Here is a 25,367-nt window from a genome sequence, read left to right as displayed (position 1 = left end):
AGTTAAGAATTTTATGCTTCAAATTTCTAAGAACCTGTTGTCCCAGCTTATGCGGGAATGCCTGATTTCTTTAATTTAACGGCAGTAGAGGAGAGGTTATGACCCCGGAGTCGGTTGTTTCTATATTTAGCGAAGCCGTTTATGTCATGTTGTTATTGATGACGGTATTAATTGTTCCTGGTTTGCTGGTTGGCTTGATCGTGGCGATGTTTCAAGCCGCGACACAAATTAATGAGTCGAGCTTAAGTTTTATCCCTAAATTGTTTGTTACTTTTTTAGTTATGGTGTTTGCAGGTCCCTGGTTATTAAAAACCATGGTGAATTATACAGATTCTTTAATTAGCAATATTCCTTATTTAATAGGTTAAGATGGATTTTGATTATCAAACATTGATACGGGTGATAAGCCAAGTAATGTGGCCTTTTGCACGTATTGGCGGATTATTGCTTTCGGTACCCGTTTTTTCCTCGGTACTTTTGCCCAGTCGAGTTAAGGTAATTTTTCTTTTTGTTTTAAGTTGGGTTTGCTCGCCTTTGGTGCCTGAAGAACTGACTTTTCTTAATTTTAATGGTGCTTATATTGTTTACATCGCACAGGAATTGCTTTTAGGCCTGCTCATGGGTTTTGTATTGCAATTTACTTTTCAGGTATTTATTCTGGGTGGGCAAATTATTTCTATGCAAGCAGGAATGGGATTTGCTGTGATGGTGGATCCCGCCAGTAAGGCCAGTGTTCCTTTGGTAGGGCAATTGTATTTAATCATGATGACCTTAATTTTTTTGGCGTTAAATGGACATTTAATGATTATTGAAACACTAATGGATAGTTTTAAGAAAATGCCTGTGGGTCATAGTGGAGTAACATCATCCATGTTATGGCATGTCATTACCATTTCGAGCTGGATGTTTAAAAAAGCATTACTGATTTCGATACCGGCTTTATTGTCTTTACTTGTCGTTAGTTTATCATTCGGGGTTATGGCGCGTGCTGCGCCGCAATTGAATATTTTCTCTTTAGGATTCCCTATTACCTTGTTAATGGGTATTGTAGTTATTAAAATTGGTTTGCCTAGTGTTGCGGCACAAATGGTAGATATTATTGATGAAGGAATGCGCTTTGTTGTAGGGATGTTACACTGATGTCAGAGCAAAATAACGATGAAAAAACCGAACAGCCCTCGGCCAAACGACTAAAAGAAGCACGTCAGAAAGGCCAGGTTGCGCGTTCGAAAGATTTTAATACTACGGTTGCTTTATTATTTACGGCAGTGGGATTTCTTGCCTTTGGTAAGCAATTATCGGATCAATTAGCGCTGATGATGCGCCATTCTTTTGAATTTGATACGAATGTAATAATTACGCCAGTAGTTAGTTTAGAGCGTTTATTCTTCTTAGCGAAAATGGGATTTTGGGCTTTGGTCCCTATTCTCATTTTTATTTTTGTAGTGTCTTTGGCGGCTCCATTGGTGATGGGCGGGTGGGTTTTTAGTGCCAAAGTCGTGCAGCCAAAATTTTCGCGATTAAATGTGTTCCAAGGGCTTAAGCGCATGGTTTCGCTGAAAAATTTTGTTGAAATGATTAAATCTTTTTTTAAGTTTGTTTTGGTCGCTAGTGTAGCGGTCATCGTACTTAAATCACAAATTCCTACCTTGCTCTCTTTAGCACATGTCCCTATAGAAACCGCTATTGGTAGTGGCGCGCTTATTGTTGTTAAATGTTTCGTTTTAGTTGCTGCAAGCTTACTGTTAATTGCCATGCTTGACGTGCCTTTTCAGTTGTATGAGCACAACAAGAATATGAAGATGACCAAACAGGAATTAAGAGATGAATATAAAGAGACTGAAGGTAAACCCGAAGTAAAAAATGCCATCCGTCGCGCGCAACAAGAAATCGCAAAGCGCCGCATGATGACGGAAATCCCTACCGCCAATGTGGTGTTAACCAACCCAACTCATTATGCAGTAGCCATCAGGTATAAAGAAAAAGGGAATAAGGCCCCCGTTGTTGTCGCTAAAGGTAAAGATTTAGTGGCATTCCAAATCAATAAGGTTGCTAAGGAACATGAGATACCCATTATCTCTGTGCCTCCTTTAGCCCGTGCTCTTTATTTTTCTACCAAATTAAATGCTGAAATTCCCCGAGGGCTGTATATTGCTGTAGCGCAAGTATTGGCTTATGTATTCCAGTTGCGTGATAAAAAACGTTATGACTACAAACCAGAGATATTACAAAATGTACCTATTCCACCTGAACTTGTACGTGAGGAGGATGTTTAATGAATAATGTAATGCAACATTTGCAGTATTGGATGCGTCAAGGATTAGGTACACCATTGATGCTAGTCGTTATGCTTGGCATGATGATGCTGCCACTGCCTCCATTTTTATTAGACGTATTTTTTACTTTTAATATAGCCTTATCATTGGTTGTGTTATTGGCGGTAATTTATAGCGAACGACCTTTAGATTTCGCTGTATTTCCTACCGTGATTTTGTTGGCTACTTTATTGCGTTTGGCCTTAAACGTCGCCTCAACACGTGTGGTTTTGTTAAATGGTCATAATGGTACCGATGCTGCTGGCCACGTCATTCAATCATTCGGCGAAGTGGTCATTGGCGGAAATTACACAGTTGGTTTGGTTGTTTTTATTATCTTACTGGTCATTAATTTTGTTGTAGTAACCAAGGGGGCGGGACGCGTATCTGAAGTTAGCGCACGCTTTACTTTAGATTCTTTGCCGGGAAAGCAAATGGCTATTGATGCTGATTTGAATGCTGGTTTGATTAATCAGGAACAAGCGATTAAACGCCGATTAGAGGTTGCTCAGGAAGCTGATTTTTATGGCTCTATGGATGGTGCGAGTAAATTTGTCCGTGGGGATGCTGTTGCCGGGATATTAATCCTGGTCATCAACATGGTGGGAGGGTTAATTATTGGTGTCTTTCAACACTCAATGAGTGTTTCCGATGCCTTGCATAATTATATTTTATTAACCATCGGGGACGGTCTTGTTGCTCAAGTACCCTCGTTGGTGTTGTCTACGGCTGCCGCGATTATTGTGACACGTGTATCCAGTGCTCAAAACATGGGACACGCACTTATTTCGCAAGTGGTGGCGAATCCGCGCTCTTTGATTATTGCCTCAGCAATTATGGGGGTTATTGGTATTATTCCCGGTATGCCTCATGTTGCATTTATTTTGCTGTCCATTGGTCTTGGTGGGATGGCTTATTTATTGGCTCATCAAGATAAGGAAAAGCTTCAAGTGAAAGTGAAACAAGAAAGTGAGGCGCCTATAGTACCGGGACCTGGTATTTCAAGCGAGCTGTCTTGGGATGATGTAAATCCTGTAGATGTAATTAGTTTGGAAGTTGGGTATCGCTTGATCCCCTTGGTTGATAATACGCAAGGGGGTATTTTACTCACTCGTATCAAAGGGGTTCGCAAGAAAATATCGCAAGAACTAGGTTTCTTAATTCCTTCTGTTCACGTGCGTGATAATTTGGATTTAAAACCCAATCAATACCGAATCAGCCTTGCTGGAGTGATTATGGGGGAGGCTATTATTCACCCAGAGCGTGCATTGGCGATTAATCCTGGACAGGTATTTGGTGAACTGGAAGGAATAAAAGGGCATGATCCTGCTTTTGGTATGGAAGCAGTGTGGATTAATGAAAATCAAAAAGAACAGGCGCATACCTTGGGTTATACGGTGGTAGATGTATCTACGGTTGTTGCTACTCATTTAAGCCAAATTTTAGAACGCAATAGCCAGCAATTATTGGGTTACGAAGAAACGCAACAACTGTTAGATAAACTTGCTGTCACTTCGCCTAAGCTCGTTAAAGAGTTAGTACCCGATGGTCTTTCATTGGGAATGGTCAATAAAGTCTTACAAGGACTTTTAATAGAACAGATTCCATTAACGGATACGCGGACTATTGTCGAAACTTTAGCAGAAGTAGCTCCAAGATCGAAAGATACCGATTTTTTAATTAGTCAGGTACGCATCGCTTTATCGCGGTTAATCACACAAAAAATTAGTGGAATGAATGAAGAATTATCAATTATCACATTAAAACCAGAGTTGGAACAATTATTGCAGAGCACAATTCAAAATGGCAGTTCTAGTGGCATAAACTTTGAACCAGGCATGGCTGATAAAATACAACATTCTTTAACACAGTTGGCAATGCAACAGCAGGCAAAACAAGAAAGTTCTGTATTGGTTGTACAACCGGGGATCCGTTCGGTGTTGGCGCGCTTTGTACGTAATATATCCCATGATTTTCATGTTTTGTCATATCAGGAAATTCCTGACAATAAACAAATAAGAATAATTGGCACAGTTGGTTAACTGATATAAAGTATGCTAGTCAGGAATATTGCTCTTAAGTTTAAAGACTTAGAACTGTAGTTTTCAATAAGTATTGGAAAAAATTCTTGCTTAGGTCCCACGGATAAATCGTGAGACGTAGGGACATGGGTTTTACAGTAAAAGCAATAATGAATTTAAAACGGAAATGGTACTTAGAGCAATTTTCTTTATGTACCCGTCATAAGCAGGGGGAGCTTTATGAAATTAAAACGATTTGTCGCTGCAGATACGCGTACAGCTATGCAACAAATTAAGGCGGCATTTGGTTCTGAGGCAGTTATTTTATCCAGTAGCGATGTCGAGGGAGGGGTAGAATTAGTTGCGGCGATTGATTTTGATGAAACTATTCTTTCAACTGAGGCCGCTGTTGCATGTGCTGAACCAGCCAGTCAAGTAGATAAATTTCAAACACAAACACCGTTTGATGATTTACGCATGGAAATTCAAACCTTACGTGGCATGCTTGAAGCCCAATTAAGAGGTGGAAGTGTTGGCGGCAGCAGTGAGCCGCTACATACCGTATTGTTGCAAAAGCTATTGTATCTGGGAGTAAGTCCAACTACAGCCGCTGCTTGGACACGTCAAGTTCGTCCTGATTTAAATCAACAACGTGCTTGGCAAGCCATTTTAACCCATATCACCGAACAATTACCTATTCGTGATACGCGCAGAATTGAAGAGGGTGGGATTTACGCCTTTTTAGGTCCTACCGGTGTTGGTAAAACAACAACGCTGGCAAAAATTGGTGCTCGGTTTGCCTTACGTTTTGGTGCAGATAAATTAGGTATGGTTACTATGGATACTTACCGTATGGCCGCCCAAGAACAATTGATGCTCTATGGAAAAATTCTCGGGGTACAAGTTTGTCTTGCGCATGACGAAGTGTCCTTATCACGTGTCTTGCGCCAGTTAAGTGATAAAAAATTAATTTTGATTGATACCGCGGGAATGAATCCTTCCGATGAGCGGGTTGCCAGACAAATGCAAATTTTAAGTACGCACATGCAGTCTATTGCTAAAGTTTTAGTTTTGCCTGCAACTAGCCATTATCAAGTATTAATTGATGCCATTCACCGTTATGAAACCAATTACGTTGATCAATGTATTTTAACCAAACTGGATGAAGCTCAGGCTATTGGTGGGGCATTAAGTGCCGCGATTGAGACTGGTTTACGCGTGAGTTATTTAACGCACGGTCAGCGTGTACCTGAAGATATTAAAATGGCGACACGCCATCAGCTTGTTGAGCTATTTGCCCAGCAGGAGCAGCAATTGTTTCCAACTGAAAATAATTTTATGCACCCAGAACGTGCGAGTATGAGCAAAGAGCGCCAGCATATGAGCAATGAGCGTCAAAATAGGGGTAATGAGCGTCAGAGTATGGACAATGAGCGGCAGAGTGTTGGGAGAGAGTATTATGTGGAAAGCTGATGATAGCATGAATGATCAGGCCGCTGGCCTGAGAAATTTGTCCCGTACTAAGCCTGTAAAAGTAATTGCAGTCACGGCCGGAAAAGGTGGTGTAGGCAAAAGTAATGTTTCGGTCAATTTAGCCGTTACTTTGGCTCAGGGGGGCAATAAAGTCATGTTGCTCGATGCTGATTTAGGGCTAGGAAATATCGATATTATGCTTGGCTTGCATACTAAATATGATCTTTCTCATGTGATCCAAGGTGCCTGCCATCTAAATGATATTATTTTACAAGGTCCAAATGGTCTGAAAATAATACCTGCCGCATCAGGAACCGAGTTTATGGCACAACTGGGTTTACGCCAACATGCGGGAATTATTGATGCATTTAATGAGCTCACCGAAGGCTTGGATTATATGATTATTGATACTGCGGCGGGGATTTCTGAAACAGTGTTAAGTTTCACCCGATCTGCGCAAGAATTGTTGGTTGTGGTCTGCGATGAGCCAACTTCATTAACTGATGCTTATGCCTTGATTAAGGTCATGAGTAAGCGATACGGATGGTCTAATTTTCATATTGTTGCCAATATGGTTCGATCTGAAAAAGATGGCAAAGATTTATTTAATAAATTATTCCGAGTTTCCGAGCAATTTCTTGATGTTAAGCTAGACTATTTAGGAGCGATACCGTTTGATGAACACGTACATAAAGCAGTAAAAAGTCAAAAACCGGTATTAATGGCTTACCCGGATTCACATGCTGCTGCTGCAATTAGGGGCATAGCTGCAGGTGTATCCTCATGGCCGTTTAAGTCTTCGCTAGGTGGCAATACAAGTTTCTTTTTAGAGCGTTTAGTAATGGATGAAGAATTATAAAAGCTGCATCACTATTCACTTTGGAGCTTTATCTCTGCATACTAAAGATAGAGTTCTTTAACTGACTAGTTGTGATAAGGAGAGTATTGTGGATGCTTTGGCTGCCTATAGCAAAGTAAATCAGCAAATCCAGGAAACGCTGGTAAAGAATCATGCTTTGTTGGTAAAACGCATAGCCCATCATTTGTTAGGGCGTTTACCACAAAGTGTTCAACTTGATGATTTAATACAAGCGGGGATGCTTGGCCTTTTGGAGGCAACGAGACATTATGATTCGTCTAAAGGTGCCTCATTTGAGACTTATGCCGGGATTCGCATTAGAGGCTACATGCTCGATGAAGTCAGAAGGAATGATTGGGTGCCGCGTTCAGTCTATCGCAACTCAAGAATGATTTCTGAAGCAGTAAAACATGTTGAACATAGACTCGGGCGTGAAGCTAAAGATTTTGAAATCGCGGCTGAAATTGGCATCTCATTGACTGAATATCATGAAATGCTGCAAGATTCGGCCAGTAGTCATTTGTATGGTTTTGAGGATTTAGGTGTTACGGATGATGCTTTGCATGGAGAAGAAGGACAATCCTCCACTGAACCTCATGCAAATGTGTTTCATAGTGATTTAATGAACCGTTTAGCTGAGGTTATTAAAGGGTTACCCCATAAAGAACAAATGGTTTTGTCTTTGTATTATGAACATGATTTGAACTTAAAAGAAATTGGGGAGGTTCTAGGAGTAAGTGAATCGCGTGTTTCACAAATTCTTAGTCAGGCAACACACCGTATTAAATCACGGTTACCGGAATAGTAAATAGTATGGATGCATTAACATTTCTTGGTCTAGTGACCAGTTTTTTAGCGATTTTTGTTGGACAAATGATTGAAGGTGGCAACATTCATTCATTAATGAATTTTTCTGCTTTACTCATTGTTTTAGGCGGGACTCTTGGCGCTGTTTTGGTGCAAACATCAAGACATACTTTTGTCAGGGCTTTTAAAATTCTACCTTGGATATTCAAACCTCCTCAATTAGATTTTGAGGCATGCCGAACACGAATGTTTGAACTGGCACGAAAAGCACGCCAACTAGGAATGCTTTCTTTAGAAAACCATTTAGAAACTGAAAAAACACCATTGGTTAATAAAGGATTAGAGCTACTTGTGATTGGTGTTGACAAGCAAACCATACGACAAGTTCTTGAAGCCGAGATTGATCGCGTAGAATCCCATGATTTACACGCGGCACAAGTTTTTGAAAGTATGGGGGGATATAGTCCTACTATAGGTATTCTTGGTGCCGTGTTGGGTTTGATTCAGGTAATGCGTCATTTGGCAGAGCCGAGTGAATTAGGTGTTGGTATTGCTGTCGCTTTTGTGGCAACTGTCTATGGTGTTGGAATGGCTAATCTGGTTTTTTTACCCATAGCTAATAAACTAAAAGCGTGTATTGCGCGCCAGGTTCATTACGACGAAATGATAGTTGAAGGCATGGTTTCTATTGCTGGTAGTGAAAGCCCTGGTATTTTGCTATTAAAACTTAATAATTTTGGACAACAGCAGAAGAAAAATGAGATCAAGAAAACGGAAAGTTGAGGAACATGTAGATCATCATCGTTGGATTGTATCCTATGCTGATTTTATTACTTTGTTGTTTGCATTTTTTGTGGTGATGTACGCTATTTCTTCATTAAATACGTCAAAGTATAAATCACTTTCTGAAGGGATGAACACGGCGTTTAATAAAAAGGCTCAAGAAAACAGCGAACAGTCTACTGAAGATATAAAAGATGGTCCACATACTAAAAAAGTTTATGGAAAATTTCAAGATGGTTTGGATGATATAAACCAATCTTTATCTGAATTGGAAGACCAGAATTACAAAATTAATCGTCAGAAAGGATGGATTGAGCTTGATATTAAATCAGGTGCTTTATTTGGCTCAGGTGATGCGGATCTAAAAGCAGAGGCTTTGGTTAAACTAATGCAAATAGCAGGAAAACTTAAAAAATCTCATGCTATTGTTTCTATTGAAGGTTATACTGATAACGTGCCAATAGAAACGCCACAATATCCATCAAACTGGGAACTATCCGCAACACGTGCTGCTTCAGTAGGCCGTGTTTTAAATGCGTACGGTATTGATTCACATCGTATTATGGTGACTGGTTATGGTGATCAATATCCTATAGCTGATAATGTTACTGATGTAGGAAGGGCGTTAAATCGTAGGGTCAGTATAATAATTGCAGTAAATAGGAAAACAAAGCGCCTTCTTAATCCCGCATTAAGTAAGCAGGCTCATAGTGTTGTCGTAGGAGATAAGGAAATAAAATGATAAATAGCATTATTTTGAGTTTAAACGTAGTTGTTTTTGTATTGATTGGTAATTTTTTATGGAGCCAGCATAAAAAAATGATCGCCTTTCAGGCTAAACTAGATAGTCTGGCGAAATCCGTTGAGCAAATTGCCAAAGATCATCCAGTTTTGATTCATGCAGACTTGTTATTTTCCAAGCAATTGAAAGAGGTGAATGCGCAATTAGTAAGCATGGATAATCAGTTACAAGGTCTAGAAAATAAGCGTGATAATGATGGTGGCTACCAACACGCAATGAAAATATTAGAAATGGGTGGTAATCGCGATGAAATCGTAGATAGCTGTCACCTTTCTCCTGCGGAAGCAGAATTTCTCATGAATTTGCAATCTTATCGCGCAGCGATGAAAACAATCTAATTGCAGCGCCATTTTCCTCAATGCTGTTTGGGGCTGAATAATCTGCTAGCCCTCAGATTAGGTCAAATGACCAGAGGCATCAAATTAAACCGCCTCCCTTCGCCCCGAAGGGAGAGAGGGTCATTAACATGATGGATAAGACGTTCATGATACACCGGATCGTAACCCGGATTAGCGCAGTATAATCCGGGATTATCCAAATGCTTAGGAAGCATGCCGCGTTTACTATATTGATGAATATTAAGGTGAACAACTGGGATTATTATCCTTACCATTCCTTTTATTGACAAACTTAACAAAATCTTCAACTCCCTCGGCTCGGATCTCCAATTTATGTTTATCTACATATTGTGAATACCTGTTTTCAACATCATGTTGTTTGAGCTCGTTAGAAATCTTTTTTAGGCACTCAAAATCATTAAAACTTGGTTTAAAAACAATATCTATGCCTTCAGATGAACCTTGTTGAATTTTGCGTATTTTCTTCGCTGGAACCTCTAGCGCTTTAGCTACTTCATTGATGTTTAAAGAGAGGTGTAAATTCACTACTTGCTGCGATGATTTAGTAAAATAGCCTGCAGTGGTTGGCGAGGGTATTGATGCTATTTTTTTCGGAGGTAAGGTAATTGATGGCTTTGATTCTTTTTTTTCTTGTGTGTCTTGAATAGCCATTTCTGGTGTTTTCGATTTTAAATATTCTAAAAGCATGTACGTTCCCAGCGCTCCTGAGCCACCTATGGCAACATTGGACCACCACGATTTTTTCTTGGTCGATCTATTTTGTGTTACAAGCGGTCTAGCCGAGTGTTTTGCTTGATTAAGGATTTGAGAGGAATGAACACTGGATCGGTAATAGAAGGAAAACGAAATTTACTAGAATATTTAGTAGTTGACGTAAGTTTTTTTAATCGCATTAAAATTCCTTAGAGTGTTTTTTTACAATCAATAAACGATTGATTCTTGATGGTTAGGTATAATTTTAAACAGTTCGTTCACAAGAAGCCGCATATGATAGCACAGGTTATGTGCTCATAAAGAGATCATTGTGATATAATTAATTACCGGGGTATTTCTATAAGTTAGAATTAAGTGTGAAGGAGTTCCCAATGACGACAGCTAGAGTAGTCCATGAGTCTCAAAATTTCGAGTTATTATATACTGAGATAGTGCAAAAAATTAATTCATTATTAAATGACTCTAATGATGAATTAATTAAAAAGGCAGTCCTGAAAAATGTTGAGGAGATTCGCACATGGTTGCCAAAAGAAACAAAGAATTTTGATCCTAAAAAAAGACTCCATCTTCCAGCACTTAATGCACTACAAGCTACTTTAGTGATTTTAAATGCGATTGAAGCGCTGTCAGAGCAAAACCAATATAAATCGCACTCTAAATCCTTAATATCACATCTATTTACTGGAGCACATGTTCGTATTGAAGATGATGGCGCATTTTTGGATAATTTAAATAAGCATATGAGTCTTTTTAAGCGTTTTAGTTCTCATTATAAAAACGAAAAAATTGCCAAATATGTTGCGCAACATAAGAATGAACAAAATCAAGCAACCATTGAGCAAGAGGCTCTGGATGATTTTAATAAAGGAACACCAGATTATTCTGTGCGTGCGGAGTTAATTTTTAATGAACTGGTTATGGGAAAAGTAACTAGAGAAGGGAAAACGTATACCTGGTTACAGTTTGAAGGGCATTCCCACCAGCCTAGAAGTGCCTACCGCAATAGTTTAGTCCAATTGCTGGATGGTTTTTTGCAACTGTTTCATTACAGTATTGAAAAATTTCAGCATCATTTGGATTACGTCAATTATCGTTTTCATGGCAAAAAACAAAATATTGGTCAATACGGCAATTCCGAATTTACAGAGTCCAATCCAATCGTTTTTGAAGAATCAATAGAACCTGATCCCAAACCACCTGGCGTAAGTAAAACTATTTAAATAAAAAAAGTTAATGTTCTTATTGACCTTTCCGTTACGTAATCCCTTATTGTGTGTTTTGTCAATTTGAGGAAAGAAATATGCATTACACGGTAAAACAATTAGCTAAAATTTCGGGAGTTAGTTCGCGTACACTGCGCTTTTACGATGAGATCGATTTATTAAAGCCTGCGTTCTATGGTGATAATAATTATCGTTATTATGGAGAGGAACAACTTTTAATTTTACAGCAAATTTTATTTTTTCGTGAACTTGGATTTCCTCTAAATGACATACGGAGAATAATTAAGAGTGATGGCTTTGATAAACTTGAAGCATTAACAGCTCATAAATCTATTCTTTTAGAACAATTTGAAAAAACAGCGGTTCTTATCAATACCATTGATAAAACCATTGCCCATATAAGAGGAAATGTAATCATGAGTGATATCGAAATGTATGAAGGATTTGATGTTCAAAAACAACAAGAGTACGAACATTACTTAATTAAGAAAGGCACAATGACTCAAGAAGAAATTAATACTAGCTGGAAAAATATTAGTCATTGGAAAAAAAGTGATTGGGACGTACATAAAAATGAAGGTGAGATCATTAGTCAAGGACTTGTTAATGCAATGCTTAATCAGGCTAAACCAGATGCTCATGAAGTTCAGGATTTAATACAAAAACATTATGACTGGGTAAAAAATTTTTGGGTTCCTACAAAAACGAGTTATATAGGACTTGGCCAAATGTATCTGGAACATCCCGATTTTAGAAATTTCTATACAAGCTATCATCCAAATTTAGTGGAATTTTTAGTTGAGGCGATGAAAATCTATGCAAAGGAAAAGTTAAACTAGGGTATTTTGCAAATAGATTAAAAGGTTAGTACGGAGCTTTTTTGCGCAGCCCAACGATGGCGAAGTGACCTCCATCGTGTTGAGCTGCACTTCATTTAGCACCAGAGCCTAAAACGCTGACTCTGGTTTTGCATTTTATAGGCTTAGATTATACGTACTTGTAACGGGTTCATTTTTCAGTTCATGAAATGCATCTTGAATGAATTTTACTTCTTTTTGCAATTTATCCAGTTCCTCTGCAGATAATTCTTGGTCATCAACGGGATTGATTTTAGTATCTAGAATAGATTGTAACCAATGTTCAAGTACGGAGATAAATTTTTCTTTATTTAGAAGATCCCATTCTTTCCCAAGAGATTGTGGATTCATAGCAATTTTTTTTAAGTCATTCCCTGGGAAATTAACTGCTGTATGGACAAGAAGCTGAAATTTATAGAAGTCACTCCACGCTTTGCCTATAACATTGGTTAATGAGTCGATTTTAATTGTCCCTTCTAACTCAAATACTTCAAAAAACGGACTATTAGGAAGTTTCTTTCTTTTTACGGCTGGGAGAAGTATAGAAAAAACATTATTAAAAGCATCCATTAGTGGTGGAAGCTGGTGAGGGGGATAATACTTTTTGACCCATTCACTCATATGTTGTAGCTTAGTGAGCGGAATTTTTTCTTGTGTCGCATGGAAAAAGGATAATCGGCGATTTTCGGTATTATTTGAATGTGGATTATTAAAATAAAGTTGCGCATCTTCCAGAATACTTTGGCGAAGCGCTTCATTTAAATGGCTTGAATTAACATTAAGAAATTTTTTCACAGCCTCTATACTGTGCAATTCCAAATAGCCTTTCTCACTGTAAAAAGCATTGCCATATTCAGTTTTATCTAATTTAAAAGCAAATAATGATAATTTCATTCTTGATCCAGGGTAAATGGTTAAAAGGACATGACCATTAAATGGTTTTATTGATTTAATAAGTTCATTGTTAATCATTAAAAACTCCTAATAAAGTTTGGCTGTTGATTTTGTCAATCTTTTAGAGGCTGTTGACCTTTTGCTAGATTGAGTCCAAATAGGTTGATTTTTGAGCGGCTAAGCGGAGCATACATCAAGTATGTGCGCATCGGAGCACAGAAAATCGACTCATTGGGGGCTAAGGAAGGCGCGTAGTAAATCTTTCTGATGGTTAGTCACTGGTGCTGGTCTATGCGTTGCTCGTTCGGAGTCCGCATGCCGGAAATAGATGGCTCGCATCCTAGTAATTCGCAGCTGAAATCATTTTTGGTGTCGATTTATGTGTTTTAGCCGAAAAATAAGGCACCTTGGTTGTGTATTTTAAACATATATTGTTTTTTTGAGAATAAGCCAAATTTCAAATCGATTTTTTCAAAAAAGGAAATTTTGGTTGATAGATGCTCTTTTTATTGATTGGTTCGTTAGGCTTAAATGGGCTGCTGGCTTTATAGCTCAGCCTACAATGCATGGCGAATCAGCTTGTTAGAATAAGCTTAAAGTTCTATCACCTTGGGTTATTGTGTCCAGAATAAAGCACTACAGGCAATGTGTACTATAATCATAGATTAATAACATTAACGTAATGGAGTACTAATAATGACGACCGATCAACATGCAACTTGGGTTCTTACCTTAAACTCTAGTGTTTGCCGCATCTATAAATTAAGTACAAAACCTTATCAACTTACGCTACTTAAAGAAATTCTTCATCCTGAAAGCAAACTGCGGGATATTGAATTAACTTCGGATAAGCCTGGGCATTACAAAGCCAGCGGTGCCGCACATGGGGCTTTTTCGCAACAAACAGATCCCAAAGAAATACAAATCGATGATTTTTCGAGACAAATTGCTGATGCACTCGAGCATGGTAGAAATACCGAAGCTTATAACCAACTTATTATAGTAGCTTTACCCCATATGGATGGTCTTTTATTTCAACATATAAATAAACATGTAAAGGATTTAGTAACTCATAATATAAAAAATGACGTACTAAATTTAACAGAACATGAATTATTAGATTTTTTGCAGCAACATACGAAATGTTGAAATGATGCCCATGACACTGCTTCTTGTCGGTTGGCTTGCTAGTAAGTTTTTTGAAATGCTTATCTGGACAAGATGAGGAAATTTGGGGCATTTTCTATGAAAATGCTCCTTATTAGTGGTAGTGAAGCAACTGAGCTATAAACATGTATCCTCGAAAATGTGGGGATTTAATCAGGTAATATGATGTACAAACCAAGATCAGCCTGTGCTACTGGTCTATAATCGTTTGTCTGCTACAGTGATAGATGGTCTCGCCAGTACTGAGTTCTATGATCTCACCTTCAGTGCCAGATTTTTCTTCCATACATTTTTCATGTAGAAGTATCTTTAACTCATCAAGATTTTTTCCGGTGACTTTGTAAATAACCTTTTTCCCTATGCTAATTCGAGCTTCATATGGGTCTTGATTTAAGGCTTTTTTCATATTTTTGCACCTGGTTTTTAACTAGTATATTTCAAATTATAGTTCTAATTTTGAGAATCGTATTTTTTATGCAGAAGATTTAAATCTGAAAACTGGCGTTAATTTTATCGCGAGGATGCTTAATGCGGTATGTTTTTCCCCTGTCTAGGCTTACTTAGCTTATCCTTCTTACCATCAAGTTCTGCTAATACGGCCCTGACTTCGTTTAAGAAATCCTGTGCCAACATGAAACTCATATTTTCCTTAATTACAATGCGTAAGGCTTCAATATTCTGTGCATCCTCAGGCATAGTGTAGGCGGGGACTATCCATCCTCGAGCACGTAGTGCTTTTGAAATATCAAAAACTGAGTATTCACTATTATCTGTGAGGGCAACACTAACAACAGGTTCCATACGACGAGTGCCAAGTAACAAGAATTTGTCTGTACTTAACAAACCCTCTATTATAAAGTTGCTTATCGTCATCATGTTCTGAATAATTTTTTGATAACCTGTTTTTCCTAAGCGAAGAAAATTATAATATTGGGCGACAATCATGGCACAACCATTAGAAAAATTTAGCGTGTAGGTGGGCATATTACCACCTAGATAATTAACATCGAAAACTAAATCTTTGGGCACCACCGACTCATCTCTGAAAATAAGCCAACCGAGACCAGGATATACCAAACCATATTTATGTCCGGAAAGATTAATCGATTTCACTTGCTTAAGGCGAAAATCCCAATTGATGCCATCCTTAATGAACATCGATATAAAACCACCACTAGCTGCATCCACATGCAAAGGGATATCCAGGCCTTTTTTCTTTTTAATCTGAAGAAGTAAATTGTTTATTTCTTCAATTTCATCGTATTCGCCTGTAAATGTGGTGCCAAGGATTGCGGCAACACATATTGTATTTTCATCAATAAGCGGTTCGACATCTTTGGCTGTAATTATATATTTTCCTTTTTGTAGCGGGATTACTCTCGGTTCTACATCAAAATAGCGTGCAAATTTATCCCAACATATTTGTACATCTGCACCCATTATGATGTTAGGTCGCGAGCTGTCCAGGCCTGTTGCTTTTCGCTTAGTACGCCAACTAAATTTATGAGCCAGACTCGCTAGCATGATTGCTTCGGAAGAACCAACCGTTGCGGTACCGACATAATTGTCTGACTTTGGTATGTGAAGTAAATCTGCCAGGAGATGCACACAACGACCGTGAATTTTTTCAATCTGTGGATATTCGTCATGATCGATAAAATTTTTGTTAATACACTGCATAATCAACTCATCAGCTTCAGGCTCCATCCATGTTGTAACAAAACTTGCCAGATTTAAAATGGGTATTCCATCTGCACGTAATTCATCTTGAATCAACTGCTTCGCAACATAAGAGGGCATTCCATCTTCATTAAATTTGCTCAGTGTGAAATCCTCAAGATCATAACGGCTGGCATAGATTGAGATTGAGCTAACGCGCTCTTTTGATCGGTTTTTTTTTCTAATCATGTTTGAGCATCTCTGTTATTGGCTAAAGCGTTAGTATAATTGCCTAGGTTATATTATACTTTGTTGCAAATTTGTTACGTTGCTATTCTGAGTGATGATAATTAATGTTTTTTATCTTTATATTGTATTGTTTCTATAACGATCAAAATAAGGGAAACTAAAAAACAGATCAGTGATAAGAAAAAAAGAACTTTAGTAAAGAATGATATTGCTACTGCAATACCACCAAAAGCTATAATGAATAAGCTGATTGCAAGCACAAGAAATAAAATTGCCCATAACAGAATCATTTCGGTTTCTCCTGGTTATTCCATTCTGCCGCACACCTAAAGGATTAATTTTTAACATTAAATTAACCTTAGTTTAGTCGTTACTCTTTGTCAAAGTATTGGCACGTATTGTGTCGAAGCGTGAATTGTTAAGGTATTAGCGATTAGGCTATACTGGTTACAAATAGCGCCGGCATTGCTGAAATTAATGACGAGCAAGTTTCTTCGGACGATGGTTGTGAAGAACACATCAAGATAGTGTCACTGGTGGGCTTGTAATTTTAAACGTGTAAAGCACTTCACTTTTTCATGAGGTGCCTTATTGAATTTTAGCGGCCTATCCCTAAACTGCTATTTTCATTTTCAGCTACGGTCTTTTGCTGTAAAGGTTTGCCATCCATTAAGGCAGTGCTGAGATAGTCGTTTATTGTGTTCTTTTGGTGTTGAGTTTAGAACACTCGTAAAGCCGCTAATTCGGTATAAATGATTGGTTAAATAAAATTCTAATTTGCAGATAAAGTAAATACATCGTCGCTTCAAGAAAATCAGTTTTTTTATCTGATTGTCGTCTGATGCTTTTTCTTGAGCGAGCATCCGGTCTAATTTAGCATGTTCCTCATTAAGAATAGCCAGCATGGATTGCGTATCTTCAATCAAATCGATGCGCATTAAAGGTTTAAACAATGAGTCAATTGAAATAGACTGATTTGTATTTTTATAAGTGGCCTTGGCAACCTTGACATTAGCTGCAAGCGACTTTACGGTTTTATATAAAATATTCGATAAATTATCTGCTTCACTAAATTTGTTCAGTAAAAATAATGGTTCTTCTTTGTTGGTTGGTATCCTGTTTCTCTATCATTGTTTTTCCTTTTTTTATTCAATGAACGATAAGTTAAAAAGCTCCGTTATAAAGACGAATATTGGTTTATATTAATTATTTAAATGTGACGAATTGGATGTGCCCAAAGAAACCAAAGGCACCCTTTTTAAGGGGAGGTCATAATACCTTTGTGTTTTGATATTGTAAATATAGTATTTAAATATAGTATTAGGGATATACATACATGGGAGAGGCCTTGCTTTTTCAGCCCCCATATCTTTTGCTTGAAGCGAGCAATTTATCATTTTATGATTCATGAATTATTTCCATGAAAGGAACCATTGTGAATTGGCAGATCGATAATACCTATTTTAAAAAAATTATTATTCTTTTCTGGGCATTGTGGTGGTTGATTGCTTTATGGACCGATGTGGTCGGTGGGTTGGCGCATATTGGATGGATTCATGCGCGTTGGGCGCCTGACACTAATTATCCATTTCTGGTTCAAACATTAAAAATGTATCCGCTTCCTGATTGGGTTCCTCCATTTTTCTTTATTGGAATCATCTTGTGGTCATTGCTGTCAGCCGGCTTATTTTGCTGGGCTAGTATGGGATTACACAAGGAGCGCGAACTATGGATGTTTCGAGCTCAATGTGCATTCATCGTGTCATTGACTTTTTGGTTTGTTTTTTTTCTGGCTGACCAAATTACGATGAAATTTGATGTTGAAGAAAATCATATGGTTCAAGGCGGATTTGAATTGCTTTGCTATCTAGCCTTGTATCTTTTGCCTGAAACTCACGTTAAAGATAAGAGACTGCATCCATAAAAGTGCGATTATCTAGGTTTAAAACCTGCATTTCTAAATTCTTCTGCTTGTAATTTGGCGGCCAATTCTTCATCACTTAATGGCTGTGCTGCTTCTTCTTTTTTTATCGCTGCATTAGCTTGAGTAAATATGCTGTGCCTGTTTTTAATCAGGCTAGCTATTTCTTGTTTGTAAGCGATTGATGGGTTTATTTGTGCACTAATAGTTGTAGTAAAGATTTTCTGCTCTTGTGAGGTTAATTTACTTTCAATTGATTGGGTTATTTCCTCTTGTTTCTGTTGGATAATAGGGCGGGGGGCTTGTAATGTCTGACTTACCTTGTGACTTGTATGGCGCAGCGAGTCTTCTTTATTGCCTTGGTGTTCTAATGCAGTAATAAGATTTTGATTGTACACTGTGGCACCAAATTCTTTAATTTTTTTGTGGCTATAGGCGCAGGTAAAGTCTCCACAGGCATACCCATCTTGTTGTGGGTGAGTGGGGCCAGTGGTCTTGATGGTTATTTGATTCTCATTAATTCCACATTTTTGTAGTAAATTCAGGGTGGTTTTTTTTATTGTGTCCGCACCAATGGGACCATAGGGATCAAATAGTTCAAGTTGATATTTACTGTTAACATCAACAGGTTTCGTTAAATAAATACCACGCCAGTGACCAGGACCTATCGGAATAACAATATGGTTAATATCTTTGTTTTTAAGGGCTGTTGCGATGCCTTCTTGCACAACTTCGGTGGATCGGTCGAAACGGTTTACTGGGGCTAGTACCTCAATATTCCCCTGGGATTTTGGCATTAACAAGTTCATATCATGATCTTGCAATTGATCACGCAGGGTACGCTGATGAATATATTGAAGGGAAAAATGGCCTTGAGCTTGATGTTTACGTTTATTTTCATCGGCTTCGCGATCCATTTGCTCTATAACCATGGAATAAATAAGTGTAGCAACGTTGGGGCGAGAGGATTCAGGAAAAGTTTTTTCAAGTTGGTCGCCAATAATCGTAATAACTTTAGGGCTTTGCATACTTAAAGCCACATCATTAAAGGCCGCCATGGCATTAACAGCTTTTAGACGTTCTATACCTTCGTGGGTTAATTTTTTTGAGGAATAATTAGACATCAAAGTGTTCAGGCTTTGGTTTTGTATTTTTTGACTTAATGGCATTTAATCACCCCTATATTTATATCACGACATGTATAACTATCGCTGTTTCTATCTATTAAGTATATCGTCTTAATCTTAAGAAAGTATGATGTGTTTGGTTATATGAAAAAACGTAGGTCAATCAAAACAGATTAGGAGAAACCAGTATTTCTCCTAATCCACGCATTATTAATGAGGATAGCCTGCGTTCTATTGGCCGATGCGCTGAGCCAGCAACGGTGAATGCTTGCTAAGAATAAAATCGTTTTTGCATGCGTTCACAATAATCAAGGAACTGTTTTTGTGATTTGGCATAATCTTGTAAAGGCGATGGAATAGGTGGTTGCAAAATATTGGCAAGAAATGCATAAATACAGGCATCAATAGTGCTGGGTTCATTTCCCATGCAAAAAGGGTGTTGTTCTAAGATAATACTTAATGCTTGCAGATCATCGATTCCTAATTGATAAATTTCTGTGGTGCTGTGCCTTCCTATTCCTTGTTGATACAGATCACTGCGTAATTTTTTTCGCACCAGCTTAGGAATAAAATAACGAAGAGGGCCTTTAAGATGAGCAAAGAAAGCTTCTTTGCTGATGTTCCAGTAACGGTTATCGAGCCAGCGTGAATAAACAAGAATCCAATATAGATGTTCTTCAAGCATACGCCTTAATGCCAAAGCAGATGCTTTTTGTTCTTGAGTTAAATGGCTGTCTAGAGTGTCGCCGTATTTTTGTTGTAAATATTCAATGATTAGTCCGCTATCAGCTATTTTCTTCCCCTCATCGCTAATACACGGTAATTTTCCCTTAGGATTTTTCCGAGGATCAACGACCTTCACTGTTTCAAAAGGAATCTTTGCCATGCGTAAATACGTTTCCAGCTTCATGCAAAATGGGCTGGCATTAGGTAATTCCCAAAGAGAAGGAAACTGATAAAGTTTGATCATCACTTATCCTCTTAATTAGATATTAGCAATCTTATCATGATACTAAGTTTAGCAAATAACATGGAGTTGGCTCAGGAGGCAAGAGTAGAAGAATCAAACTCCATTAAGTTAATGTCATATATGAATAAAATATATTTCTTACCCTATCCATCGATCTGAGCTTCAACGTGCATGCGATACAGCATGTTCTTTCTACTACTAATAGTGAAATAACGGTAGTCTTTAGTGATAAGCATAGGGATGATGAGATTAATTATAAAATGGCAAAGCTAATCGAAGGGGAGATCGGCTATGGTGCAGGTATAAGGCGATATGTTCTCGTATGTGGTGTAGTAATTCCTATTAAGATTCAAAAGTCGTACAATGCTTCGCCTGACATGCCAAAGGAAGCACATAGTCCTCACGTTGAACGATGGCTTAATGGTGAAATTTCTCAAACTGGCGAAAAGATTGAATACGCATCGGTTACAGAGAGCGCATTTCAATTGCAACCAGAAAGACTAATGCCTCAGCCAACGGGGTTTGCATCGTATCCTACAGGACTAATGCCTCTGCAAGTAATTGAAGAAATACTACCGCAAAAAAATGAGCTGATAAGAAAACAGATGAGGGGTAAGATCTATCCTATCTACACTGGAGCAAGTAAGCCCAATGCCATTATGAAGTAGAACTGCATCTACTTTAATGCACGTGTTGCAGCAATGAAAGCTTATCATTGCTCTGGAGATAAAGAATTAGCCTATTCTATGGCGCAGGCTATCAGTTCTGAATACGAGCAAGATTTAAATTGCGGTGCTAAACCTTGGCAGATTGATGCAGCAAAAGAAATATTGAGTCCTTCCGTGTCTTTATCTTTGTAATATAGAGTCGTTCGTTGCAGGTCATGGAAAGTCGGCCCGAAGGGGATGTGTAGTAAATCTTTATGCAGCCATAGAGCCATTGACGGACGCAGGAGACGGTCGCGGCCTAAATATTTCACGCGTTTACGAGTCGATTTTAGCCACGGATGGCTAAAATCAATCACGAGGTAGCGGTGACTATCGTTGCTTATCTTATATTGAAATCCCACTTTGTGGCGGTTCTTCGGCACACCTTTTTTTAAGACCATTTAAAGTAAATTGCTGCATCTGTTTTTCAATTTTTTTCTCATCCCCAACATGGATAAAAAATCGGGCATTATTATGCATCATCTTGTCTAATTTTCGCGAAAGACGCTGATTCACATTTTTTTCCTCTTTCTCCACAAAGTCTTCTCGAGCTGCTTCTATGACTGTTTTCCCACTTTTTTCGCCGGGTGTTTTTTGCTCCTCAGGTGATCGGCTACCAATAAAACCGAATAACTTACGCGTTTGCATAGTTCTAAGAAATGGCAATGGTAAATATGATTGTATGGCTTCGAAAGTGAATATCTTTGTTCGTCCTATTTCTTCATTTAAATCAGAGCGATTAGCCGGATCTTTCAGATAGCCGAACAACCCTGTAGTTGCATATTTTTTATCTAAATATTTTTCAATAGTAAACAAATGCCTGACATCATCTAAGGCATAGACAGAACATGAGACTTCATCATGCTGTCTTTGTTCTATGCTCCAATAGAGCTTAACCGTCGGAAAACATTGTGCAATCATTTTCATTGCCCATGAAGTTTCAAGACATATTTTTTTATTTCCCAGGGAGTCGATGATTAAAACATTGATCTGTCCATCTGCTTCTATTTGAATATCACCAGTGATCCAGTGTAATCCTGTCAAAACAAATCGTTCTCTTAAAGGGGGGCGTGCTTTTTTTAAGGTTTGAAGATATTCCTCTAATTCACTCCTGTTCAACACTGTTGGGGAAAAATCATATCGCCCTTTTTTCCGGTTGTGTATTTCCGCGCATGTTAATAATCCACCGCTTAATTGGATTAAACTCTCGTTTTGTCCAAATCCATAAAATTGATTCATTAATTCCATTATTTTTTTGTGGGCGGATTCGTCTAAGGACAATAGATGCATCATCAGTGTTTGTTCTTTTTCTGTTAGTTTGTACTCAGGCATTTTATCCCGGTCGACTAGTAGTCTTAACAGGGGCGCATTTGCTTGCTTGATGCTTAATTGAATTAACTTGCGGGTAATTGCATCTTGTTTTTCTGGTGGAGCCACTTTAGAAAGAGCATCGGTTAGGATAGTGATGTATTTTTTGCGAGAATATAATTTGAGAAATTCTTCTTGCTGTGTGTCATGACACACTGATAATAACATTTCGAGGAACGCAGCATTAAGCTCCTGCATGCGACAACATTTTAATAGCTCTTTAACACTATTTTTTAATGGGTTTAAAATCTTATTTGCGGTGAGAGGATCAGCCAGCGCTAATCGCAATAAGGAAGCCAATTGCATTGGGCGTTCACTAAATTGTTTATCAATCCAATTTTCAAAAGCATTGGAATTTATGATTTTATTGTTTTTAAGGAGAGTAACCGCTGTCTCATAATTTTTTTCCTCTATTAATTGATTAAATAATAAAGAAATTTCTTTTGTTTCAAAAATTTTGTTTGAACTCATTGACGAGATTGCGTGTTGAAAAAGATCCATATTATCAGATTCAGATCCTGTTGTTTTATCTAGTGATAATATATCTTCTGAGAATTGACTTGATTGACTATACATGAAATACCTCCTTAATAAAGGCATAAAACTATTTGCAATAGTAAGAAAAAGACTTATAGACTAATAAATAAGCAAACCCAATGGGATTGTTACAATGTTCGTTAATGATTTGCAATAACAATGATCAATATGATGCATAATCAACCAATATATGTCAAAAATATTTTCACCGTGAGCGTTTGGTGGTCTAAATATGATAAGAAACTGTTTTATATAGTTTGTAAATTTTGCTAGCATGCTTGCTGAAAGAATATTAAAGGAGGAGGGAATCATGAGGCAAGCAATCATCAAGTTAATCGCATTTGGAATTACCACATTATTTCTTGGTATGAACTCCTATGCAAATACAGCTTTATCTCAGTTAAATAGTTCTGATCATCAACTACAAATAGCAGCAGCAAAAAATGTAGCAAAAAACGTAATATTTACCAAGCCAGGTTATTCATTTGTTTTTGGTTGGGAGGGAGATCATCTTATTGAAAACACTGAACGAGATAAGGAGCTCTACGGCCTCATGGGCTTAGGTGGGCACGCTCTAGATTTATTTATAAGAAACTATAAATATTATGCTTTGTCCTTTGCTGCACCTTATAACGATGAGCTTGAGCCGGGCACTTACACTGAAGCACGCAGATATCCATTCAATAAAGAATTCGAACCTGGACTCGATTTTAGTGGCAATGGCTATGGATGTCGCCAACTTAGTGGTCAATTTAAGGTATTAGAAATAGAAACAGATAGTAGTGGCAATCTTAGCAAATTTGCGGCGGATTTTGAGCATCACTGTGAAATGAATAGTACCCCAACCCTTGGTTCAATAAGATTCAATTCATCCTTGCCAACAACTTCTGCGCCAGCAATTTTATATAAAGAATCGCTAATTATCCCCTTATTAAAAATTAGTAGTGGCAAAGATAATCTCCCTCAATATCGTTCAATGGTACTTCATCGTCTGACACCAGAGATCTATCAAGTAGACAGTATTGTTCCTGCTGAGAATACAACTGAGGATGGAATTAAAGTACCCGCAGGATACAATCATGAACTGGAGCGATTTGTAATTGCATCAGTTATTGAACTCTCTTCTGTTGAGGCACCTAAAGAATATGAAATGCGTTTTGAAAAACTTCCTGATGAGTTGACTGTTGGAACGCAACTTAAATTAAATGAACTCATGCAAATCAGATAAGAGCGAGACAGTAAGGCTTTTGCACTATGGCGAATATTCGCTTAGTACAAAAGCCTTAAGGCTTGATTAGGCTGCGGCTATTTTAAATGTCAGGTAAGGACCGTTAAATCCGAAATTTCGGCTGCGTGCCTCCGTAGAATTAATTGCCATGGTTCCCGTAGCAAATTCAGGTGTGATAAAAACGGTGCCTGCTTGTACCAATGAGGACGGATTAACGTCCGAAATGGCATTATTATAGAAGGCCACGCGATAACCTGCTTCAATTGTCAGGTTTTGGATATACCGTCCTGAATAATTATAGAAAGCACCTAATTTACCATCAAAACCCGCGACTACTTGCGTTGCATCAGGCGTGGTAATTTCCTGATGGGTAGGGCCTAAACCTAAGGCAATCAGGCGTGATGAATTCGAGTTAAAATTATCAATTACTTTATTTGTTCCTGCTGTTAATGAACCTAATATCTCGCCTACGAAACCAAAACCATGGTACGCCGTATATTGAATATTCACGCCAAAATCAGGACCGGCGCCCAAGTATTTTGAAACATTTTGTGTTTCAAAAATAAACGCAGGATCTGGTGCAAGCGCATAACTGTATGGTGTTGGTAGTGCCCCTGGATAATCGCTAAAAACGGCGGTTACGCGTTGATTAAGGCGTAATATATTTACCCCGCCAAAAACCTTGGCTTGTAGATTAGCACCAAAGTCAAATAAGCGCCCTACATTAAGCTTGATGTCATCAAAATCAAACTTAACATTAGCATCGGCTCGTTTAACCCCAAAAGCTGGTGGCCCAACTTCATAAGCGGGGGCAACAAATTCTACTGTTGAAAGGCTCACTACTTCGGATGCTTGCTTATGGCTGGAATTACTCGTATTTAAACGCAACCAACTGACAGAGGCTTGATAGGGAAGCTGAGTGAAATTGTAATTTAAACCAATTTCGAAGGCTGGTGAATAATTGGGATTAATGGCTTGATAGTGCCAGCTTTGCAGATAAGGCTGTTGCCCAGAAACAAAAACCGCATACCTTAAATTATTACTTGTTGGCTGTAAGTATAATAATCCGCCATAAACTTCGATACGACTTTTGTTAATTGCTGCATCCTTCGAAGGTACAGCAAAAGCAGTTGTACCCATAGAACTTAAAGTTAACCCGCAAAAAATGCTGGCTAGTTTTGTTACATTCATCAAATTATTCCTTAATATAAATATTAACTTAACGTAGTTTCGGATAAGAATTCGAGTAAGACTTTATCTCGCCTCGAAGGGGATAAGTTCTGTCCCGATTTCTTCCCGAACTAACGTTAACCTTCTCTTTTTTTAG

General features: G+C 38.1%; 26 protein-coding genes. 17 read left to right on the top strand and 9 right to left on the bottom strand.

What is annotated here, in order from left to right; all coding sequences use genetic code 11:
* Positions 1-98: 98 nt before the first annotated feature.
* From fliQ to LDG_RS05505, 10 genes are all read left to right on the top strand, one after another.
* Positions 99-368 carry a flagellar biosynthesis protein FliQ gene (gene fliQ / locus LDG_RS05550; protein ID WP_006870209.1) on the top strand — a complete coding sequence of 90 codons (270 nt, stop codon included), beginning with the start codon at positions 99-101 and terminating at the stop codon, positions 366-368.
* Between the two features lies 1 nt (position 369).
* Positions 370-1,140, top strand: a complete 771-nt coding sequence (fliR, locus tag LDG_RS05545; protein WP_040534633.1) for a flagellar biosynthetic protein FliR — start codon at positions 370-372, stop codon at positions 1,138-1,140.
* Positions 1,137-2,276, top strand: coding sequence for a flagellar biosynthesis protein FlhB (flhB, locus tag LDG_RS05540; protein WP_199484659.1), 1,140 nt, complete (start codon positions 1,137-1,139; stop codon positions 2,274-2,276). The genes fliR and flhB overlap by 4 nt, the downstream gene beginning before the upstream one ends.
* Positions 2,276-4,357: a flagellar biosynthesis protein FlhA gene (gene flhA / locus LDG_RS05535; RefSeq protein ID WP_006870206.1), complete on the top strand. Its 2,082-nt coding sequence runs from the start codon at positions 2,276-2,278 to the stop codon at positions 4,355-4,357. Before flhB ends, flhA begins: the two co-directional genes overlap by 1 nt.
* A 219-nt stretch (positions 4,358-4,576) precedes the next feature.
* The gene (flhF, locus tag LDG_RS05530; RefSeq protein WP_006870205.1) at positions 4,577-5,809 is read left to right on the top strand and encodes a flagellar biosynthesis protein FlhF; all 1,233 of its coding nucleotides are present in this window, start codon (positions 4,577-4,579) and stop codon (positions 5,807-5,809) included.
* Positions 5,796-6,668: a MinD/ParA family protein gene (locus tag LDG_RS05525; protein WP_006870204.1), complete on the top strand. Its 873-nt coding sequence runs from the start codon at positions 5,796-5,798 to the stop codon at positions 6,666-6,668. The genes flhF and LDG_RS05525 overlap by 14 nt, the downstream gene beginning before the upstream one ends.
* 88 nt (positions 6,669-6,756) lie before the next feature.
* On the top strand, positions 6,757-7,473 hold the full coding sequence (locus LDG_RS05520; RefSeq protein WP_006870203.1) for an RNA polymerase sigma factor FliA: 717 nt from the start codon (positions 6,757-6,759) through the stop codon (positions 7,471-7,473).
* Between the two features lie 8 nt (positions 7,474-7,481).
* Positions 7,482-8,258 (top strand): flagellar motor protein, encoded by a 777-nt coding sequence (locus LDG_RS05515; protein WP_006870202.1) that lies wholly within the window; start codon positions 7,482-7,484, stop codon positions 8,256-8,258.
* Positions 8,233-9,000 carry a flagellar motor protein MotB gene (locus LDG_RS05510; RefSeq protein ID WP_006870201.1) on the top strand — a complete coding sequence of 256 codons (768 nt, stop codon included), beginning with the start codon at positions 8,233-8,235 and terminating at the stop codon, positions 8,998-9,000. Before LDG_RS05515 ends, LDG_RS05510 begins: the two co-directional genes overlap by 26 nt.
* Positions 9,000-9,398, top strand: a complete 399-nt coding sequence (locus LDG_RS05505; protein WP_148263521.1) for a DUF2802 domain-containing protein — start codon at positions 9,000-9,002, stop codon at positions 9,396-9,398. Before LDG_RS05510 ends, LDG_RS05505 begins: the two co-directional genes overlap by 1 nt.
* A 240-nt stretch (positions 9,399-9,638) precedes the next feature.
* Here the strand turns inward: LDG_RS05505 and LDG_RS05500 are convergent, their stop codons facing one another.
* On the bottom strand, positions 9,639-10,106 hold the full coding sequence (locus tag LDG_RS05500) for a hypothetical protein (protein WP_006870199.1): 468 nt from the start codon (positions 10,104-10,106) through the stop codon (positions 9,639-9,641).
* Positions 10,107-10,504: 398 nt separating this feature from the next.
* Here LDG_RS05500 and LDG_RS05495 point away from each other — a divergent pair, with 398 nt between their 5' ends.
* Both LDG_RS05495 and LDG_RS05490 read left to right on the top strand, forming a co-directional pair.
* Positions 10,505-11,353 carry a hypothetical protein gene (locus tag LDG_RS05495; protein WP_006870197.1) on the top strand — a complete coding sequence of 283 codons (849 nt, stop codon included), beginning with the start codon at positions 10,505-10,507 and terminating at the stop codon, positions 11,351-11,353.
* A gap of 80 nt (positions 11,354-11,433) precedes the next feature.
* Entirely contained in the window at positions 11,434-12,195 is a 762-nt protein-coding gene (locus LDG_RS05490; protein WP_006870196.1) for a MerR family transcriptional regulator, read from the top strand.
* A 135-nt stretch (positions 12,196-12,330) separates the two neighbouring features.
* On the opposite strand, the gene LDG_RS05485 is transcribed toward LDG_RS05490, so the two are convergent.
* Positions 12,331-13,185 carry a hypothetical protein gene (locus LDG_RS05485; protein WP_006870195.1) on the bottom strand — a complete coding sequence of 285 codons (855 nt, stop codon included), beginning with the start codon at positions 13,183-13,185 and terminating at the stop codon, positions 12,331-12,333.
* A gap of 618 nt (positions 13,186-13,803) precedes the next feature.
* On the opposite strand from LDG_RS05485, the gene LDG_RS05480 reads away from it, so the two are divergent.
* A complete protein-coding gene (locus LDG_RS05480; protein ID WP_006870194.1) occupies positions 13,804-14,256 on the top strand; it encodes a host attachment protein in 453 nt (150 codons plus the stop codon).
* 208 nt (positions 14,257-14,464) lie between these two features.
* Here LDG_RS05480 and LDG_RS05475 read toward each other — a convergent pair whose 3' ends face one another.
* From LDG_RS05475 to LDG_RS05460, 3 genes are all read right to left on the bottom strand, one after another.
* Positions 14,465-14,680 (bottom strand): hypothetical protein, encoded by a 216-nt coding sequence (locus tag LDG_RS05475; protein WP_006870193.1) that lies wholly within the window; start codon positions 14,678-14,680, stop codon positions 14,465-14,467.
* A 119-nt stretch (positions 14,681-14,799) separates the two neighbouring features.
* Entirely contained in the window at positions 14,800-16,182 is a 1,383-nt protein-coding gene (locus tag LDG_RS05470; protein WP_006870192.1) for a glutamate decarboxylase, read from the bottom strand.
* 632 nt (positions 16,183-16,814) lie between these two features.
* Positions 16,815-17,120 (bottom strand): hypothetical protein, encoded by a 306-nt coding sequence (locus tag LDG_RS05460; RefSeq protein ID WP_040534631.1) that lies wholly within the window; start codon positions 17,118-17,120, stop codon positions 16,815-16,817.
* A gap of 497 nt (positions 17,121-17,617) precedes the next feature.
* On the opposite strand from LDG_RS05460, the gene LDG_RS05445 reads away from it, so the two are divergent.
* Complete coding sequence (locus LDG_RS05445) at positions 17,618-18,106, top strand: hypothetical protein (protein ID WP_148263517.1); 489 nt, start codon at positions 17,618-17,620, stop codon at positions 18,104-18,106.
* An 8-nt stretch (positions 18,107-18,114) separates the two neighbouring features.
* Here LDG_RS05445 and LDG_RS05440 read toward each other — a convergent pair whose 3' ends face one another.
* Both LDG_RS05440 and LDG_RS05435 read right to left on the bottom strand, forming a co-directional pair.
* Positions 18,115-19,272 carry a hypothetical protein gene (locus tag LDG_RS05440; protein ID WP_006870186.1) on the bottom strand — a complete coding sequence of 386 codons (1,158 nt, stop codon included), beginning with the start codon at positions 19,270-19,272 and terminating at the stop codon, positions 18,115-18,117.
* Between the two features lie 229 nt (positions 19,273-19,501).
* A complete protein-coding gene (locus LDG_RS05435) occupies positions 19,502-20,200 on the bottom strand; it encodes a glutathione S-transferase family protein (RefSeq protein WP_006870185.1) in 699 nt (232 codons plus the stop codon).
* Between the two features lie 167 nt (positions 20,201-20,367).
* Here LDG_RS05435 and LDG_RS05430 point away from each other — a divergent pair, with 167 nt between their 5' ends.
* Both LDG_RS05430 and LDG_RS19575 read left to right on the top strand, forming a co-directional pair.
* Entirely contained in the window at positions 20,368-20,868 is a 501-nt protein-coding gene (locus tag LDG_RS05430) for a hypothetical protein (protein WP_040534626.1), read from the top strand.
* Between the two features lie 33 nt (positions 20,869-20,901).
* Positions 20,902-21,060: a hypothetical protein gene (locus LDG_RS19575; protein WP_006870183.1), complete on the top strand. Its 159-nt coding sequence runs from the start codon at positions 20,902-20,904 to the stop codon at positions 21,058-21,060.
* A 192-nt stretch (positions 21,061-21,252) separates the two neighbouring features.
* Here the strand turns inward: LDG_RS19575 and LDG_RS05425 are convergent, their stop codons facing one another.
* Positions 21,253-22,851 carry a YopJ family acetyltransferase gene (locus LDG_RS05425; protein ID WP_006870182.1) on the bottom strand — a complete coding sequence of 533 codons (1,599 nt, stop codon included), beginning with the start codon at positions 22,849-22,851 and terminating at the stop codon, positions 21,253-21,255.
* A gap of 271 nt (positions 22,852-23,122) precedes the next feature.
* Between LDG_RS05425 and LDG_RS05420 the strand changes: the two genes are divergently transcribed.
* A complete protein-coding gene (locus tag LDG_RS05420; RefSeq protein ID WP_006870181.1) occupies positions 23,123-24,040 on the top strand; it encodes a hypothetical protein in 918 nt (305 codons plus the stop codon).
* Between the two features lie 66 nt (positions 24,041-24,106).
* Here LDG_RS05420 and LDG_RS05415 read toward each other — a convergent pair whose 3' ends face one another.
* Positions 24,107-25,231, bottom strand: a complete 1,125-nt coding sequence (locus tag LDG_RS05415) for an Lpg1974 family pore-forming outer membrane protein (protein WP_006870180.1) — start codon at positions 25,229-25,231, stop codon at positions 24,107-24,109.
* Between the last annotated feature and the right edge of the window lie 136 nt (positions 25,232-25,367).

The organism is Legionella drancourtii LLAP12 (assembly GCF_000162755.2).
GTDB classification, from domain to species: Bacteria; Pseudomonadota; Gammaproteobacteria; order Legionellales; family Legionellaceae; genus Legionella; species Legionella drancourtii.
This window is presented reverse-complemented; position numbering and strand designations above follow the sequence as displayed.

Bases quoted from the DNA above. Each gene is read 5' to 3' on its own strand.
- fliQ (WP_006870209.1), top strand. From the start codon at position 99: ATGACCCCGGAGTCGGTTGTTTCTATATTTAGCGAAGCCGTTTATGTC.
- fliR (WP_040534633.1), top strand. From the start codon at position 370: ATGGATTTTGATTATCAAACATTGATACGGGTGATAAGCCAAGTAATG.
- flhA (WP_006870206.1), top strand. From the start codon at position 2,276: ATGAATAATGTAATGCAACATTTGCAGTATTGGATGCGTCAAGGATTA.
- flhF (WP_006870205.1), top strand. From the start codon at position 4,577: ATGAAATTAAAACGATTTGTCGCTGCAGATACGCGTACAGCTATGCAA.
- LDG_RS05525 (WP_006870204.1), top strand. From the start codon at position 5,796: ATGTGGAAAGCTGATGATAGCATGAATGATCAGGCCGCTGGCCTGAGA.
- LDG_RS05515 (WP_006870202.1), top strand. From the start codon at position 7,482: ATGGATGCATTAACATTTCTTGGTCTAGTGACCAGTTTTTTAGCGATT.
- LDG_RS05510 (WP_006870201.1), top strand. From the start codon at position 8,233: ATGAGATCAAGAAAACGGAAAGTTGAGGAACATGTAGATCATCATCGT.
- LDG_RS05500 (WP_006870199.1), bottom strand. From the start codon at position 10,106: ATGCTTTTAGAATATTTAAAATCGAAAACACCAGAAATGGCTATTCAA.
- LDG_RS05495 (WP_006870197.1), top strand. From the start codon at position 10,505: ATGACGACAGCTAGAGTAGTCCATGAGTCTCAAAATTTCGAGTTATTA.
- LDG_RS05490 (WP_006870196.1), top strand. From the start codon at position 11,434: ATGCATTACACGGTAAAACAATTAGCTAAAATTTCGGGAGTTAGTTCG.
- LDG_RS05485 (WP_006870195.1), bottom strand. From the start codon at position 13,185: ATGATTAACAATGAACTTATTAAATCAATAAAACCATTTAATGGTCAT.
- LDG_RS05480 (WP_006870194.1), top strand. From the start codon at position 13,804: ATGACGACCGATCAACATGCAACTTGGGTTCTTACCTTAAACTCTAGT.
- LDG_RS05475 (WP_006870193.1), bottom strand. From the start codon at position 14,680: ATGAAAAAAGCCTTAAATCAAGACCCATATGAAGCTCGAATTAGCATA.
- LDG_RS05470 (WP_006870192.1), bottom strand. From the start codon at position 16,182: ATGATTAGAAAAAAAAACCGATCAAAAGAGCGCGTTAGCTCAATCTCA.
- LDG_RS05460 (WP_040534631.1), bottom strand. From the start codon at position 17,120: ATGCGCATCGATTTGATTGAAGATACGCAATCCATGCTGGCTATTCTT.
- LDG_RS05440 (WP_006870186.1), bottom strand. From the start codon at position 19,272: ATGCCATTAAGTCAAAAAATACAAAACCAAAGCCTGAACACTTTGATG.
- LDG_RS05435 (WP_006870185.1), bottom strand. From the start codon at position 20,200: ATGATCAAACTTTATCAGTTTCCTTCTCTTTGGGAATTACCTAATGCC.
- LDG_RS19575 (WP_006870183.1), top strand. From the start codon at position 20,902: ATGAAAGCTTATCATTGCTCTGGAGATAAAGAATTAGCCTATTCTATG.
- LDG_RS05425 (WP_006870182.1), bottom strand. From the start codon at position 22,851: ATGTATAGTCAATCAAGTCAATTCTCAGAAGATATATTATCACTAGAT.
- LDG_RS05420 (WP_006870181.1), top strand. From the start codon at position 23,123: ATGAGGCAAGCAATCATCAAGTTAATCGCATTTGGAATTACCACATTA.
- LDG_RS05415 (WP_006870180.1), bottom strand. From the start codon at position 25,231: ATGAATGTAACAAAACTAGCCAGCATTTTTTGCGGGTTAACTTTAAGT.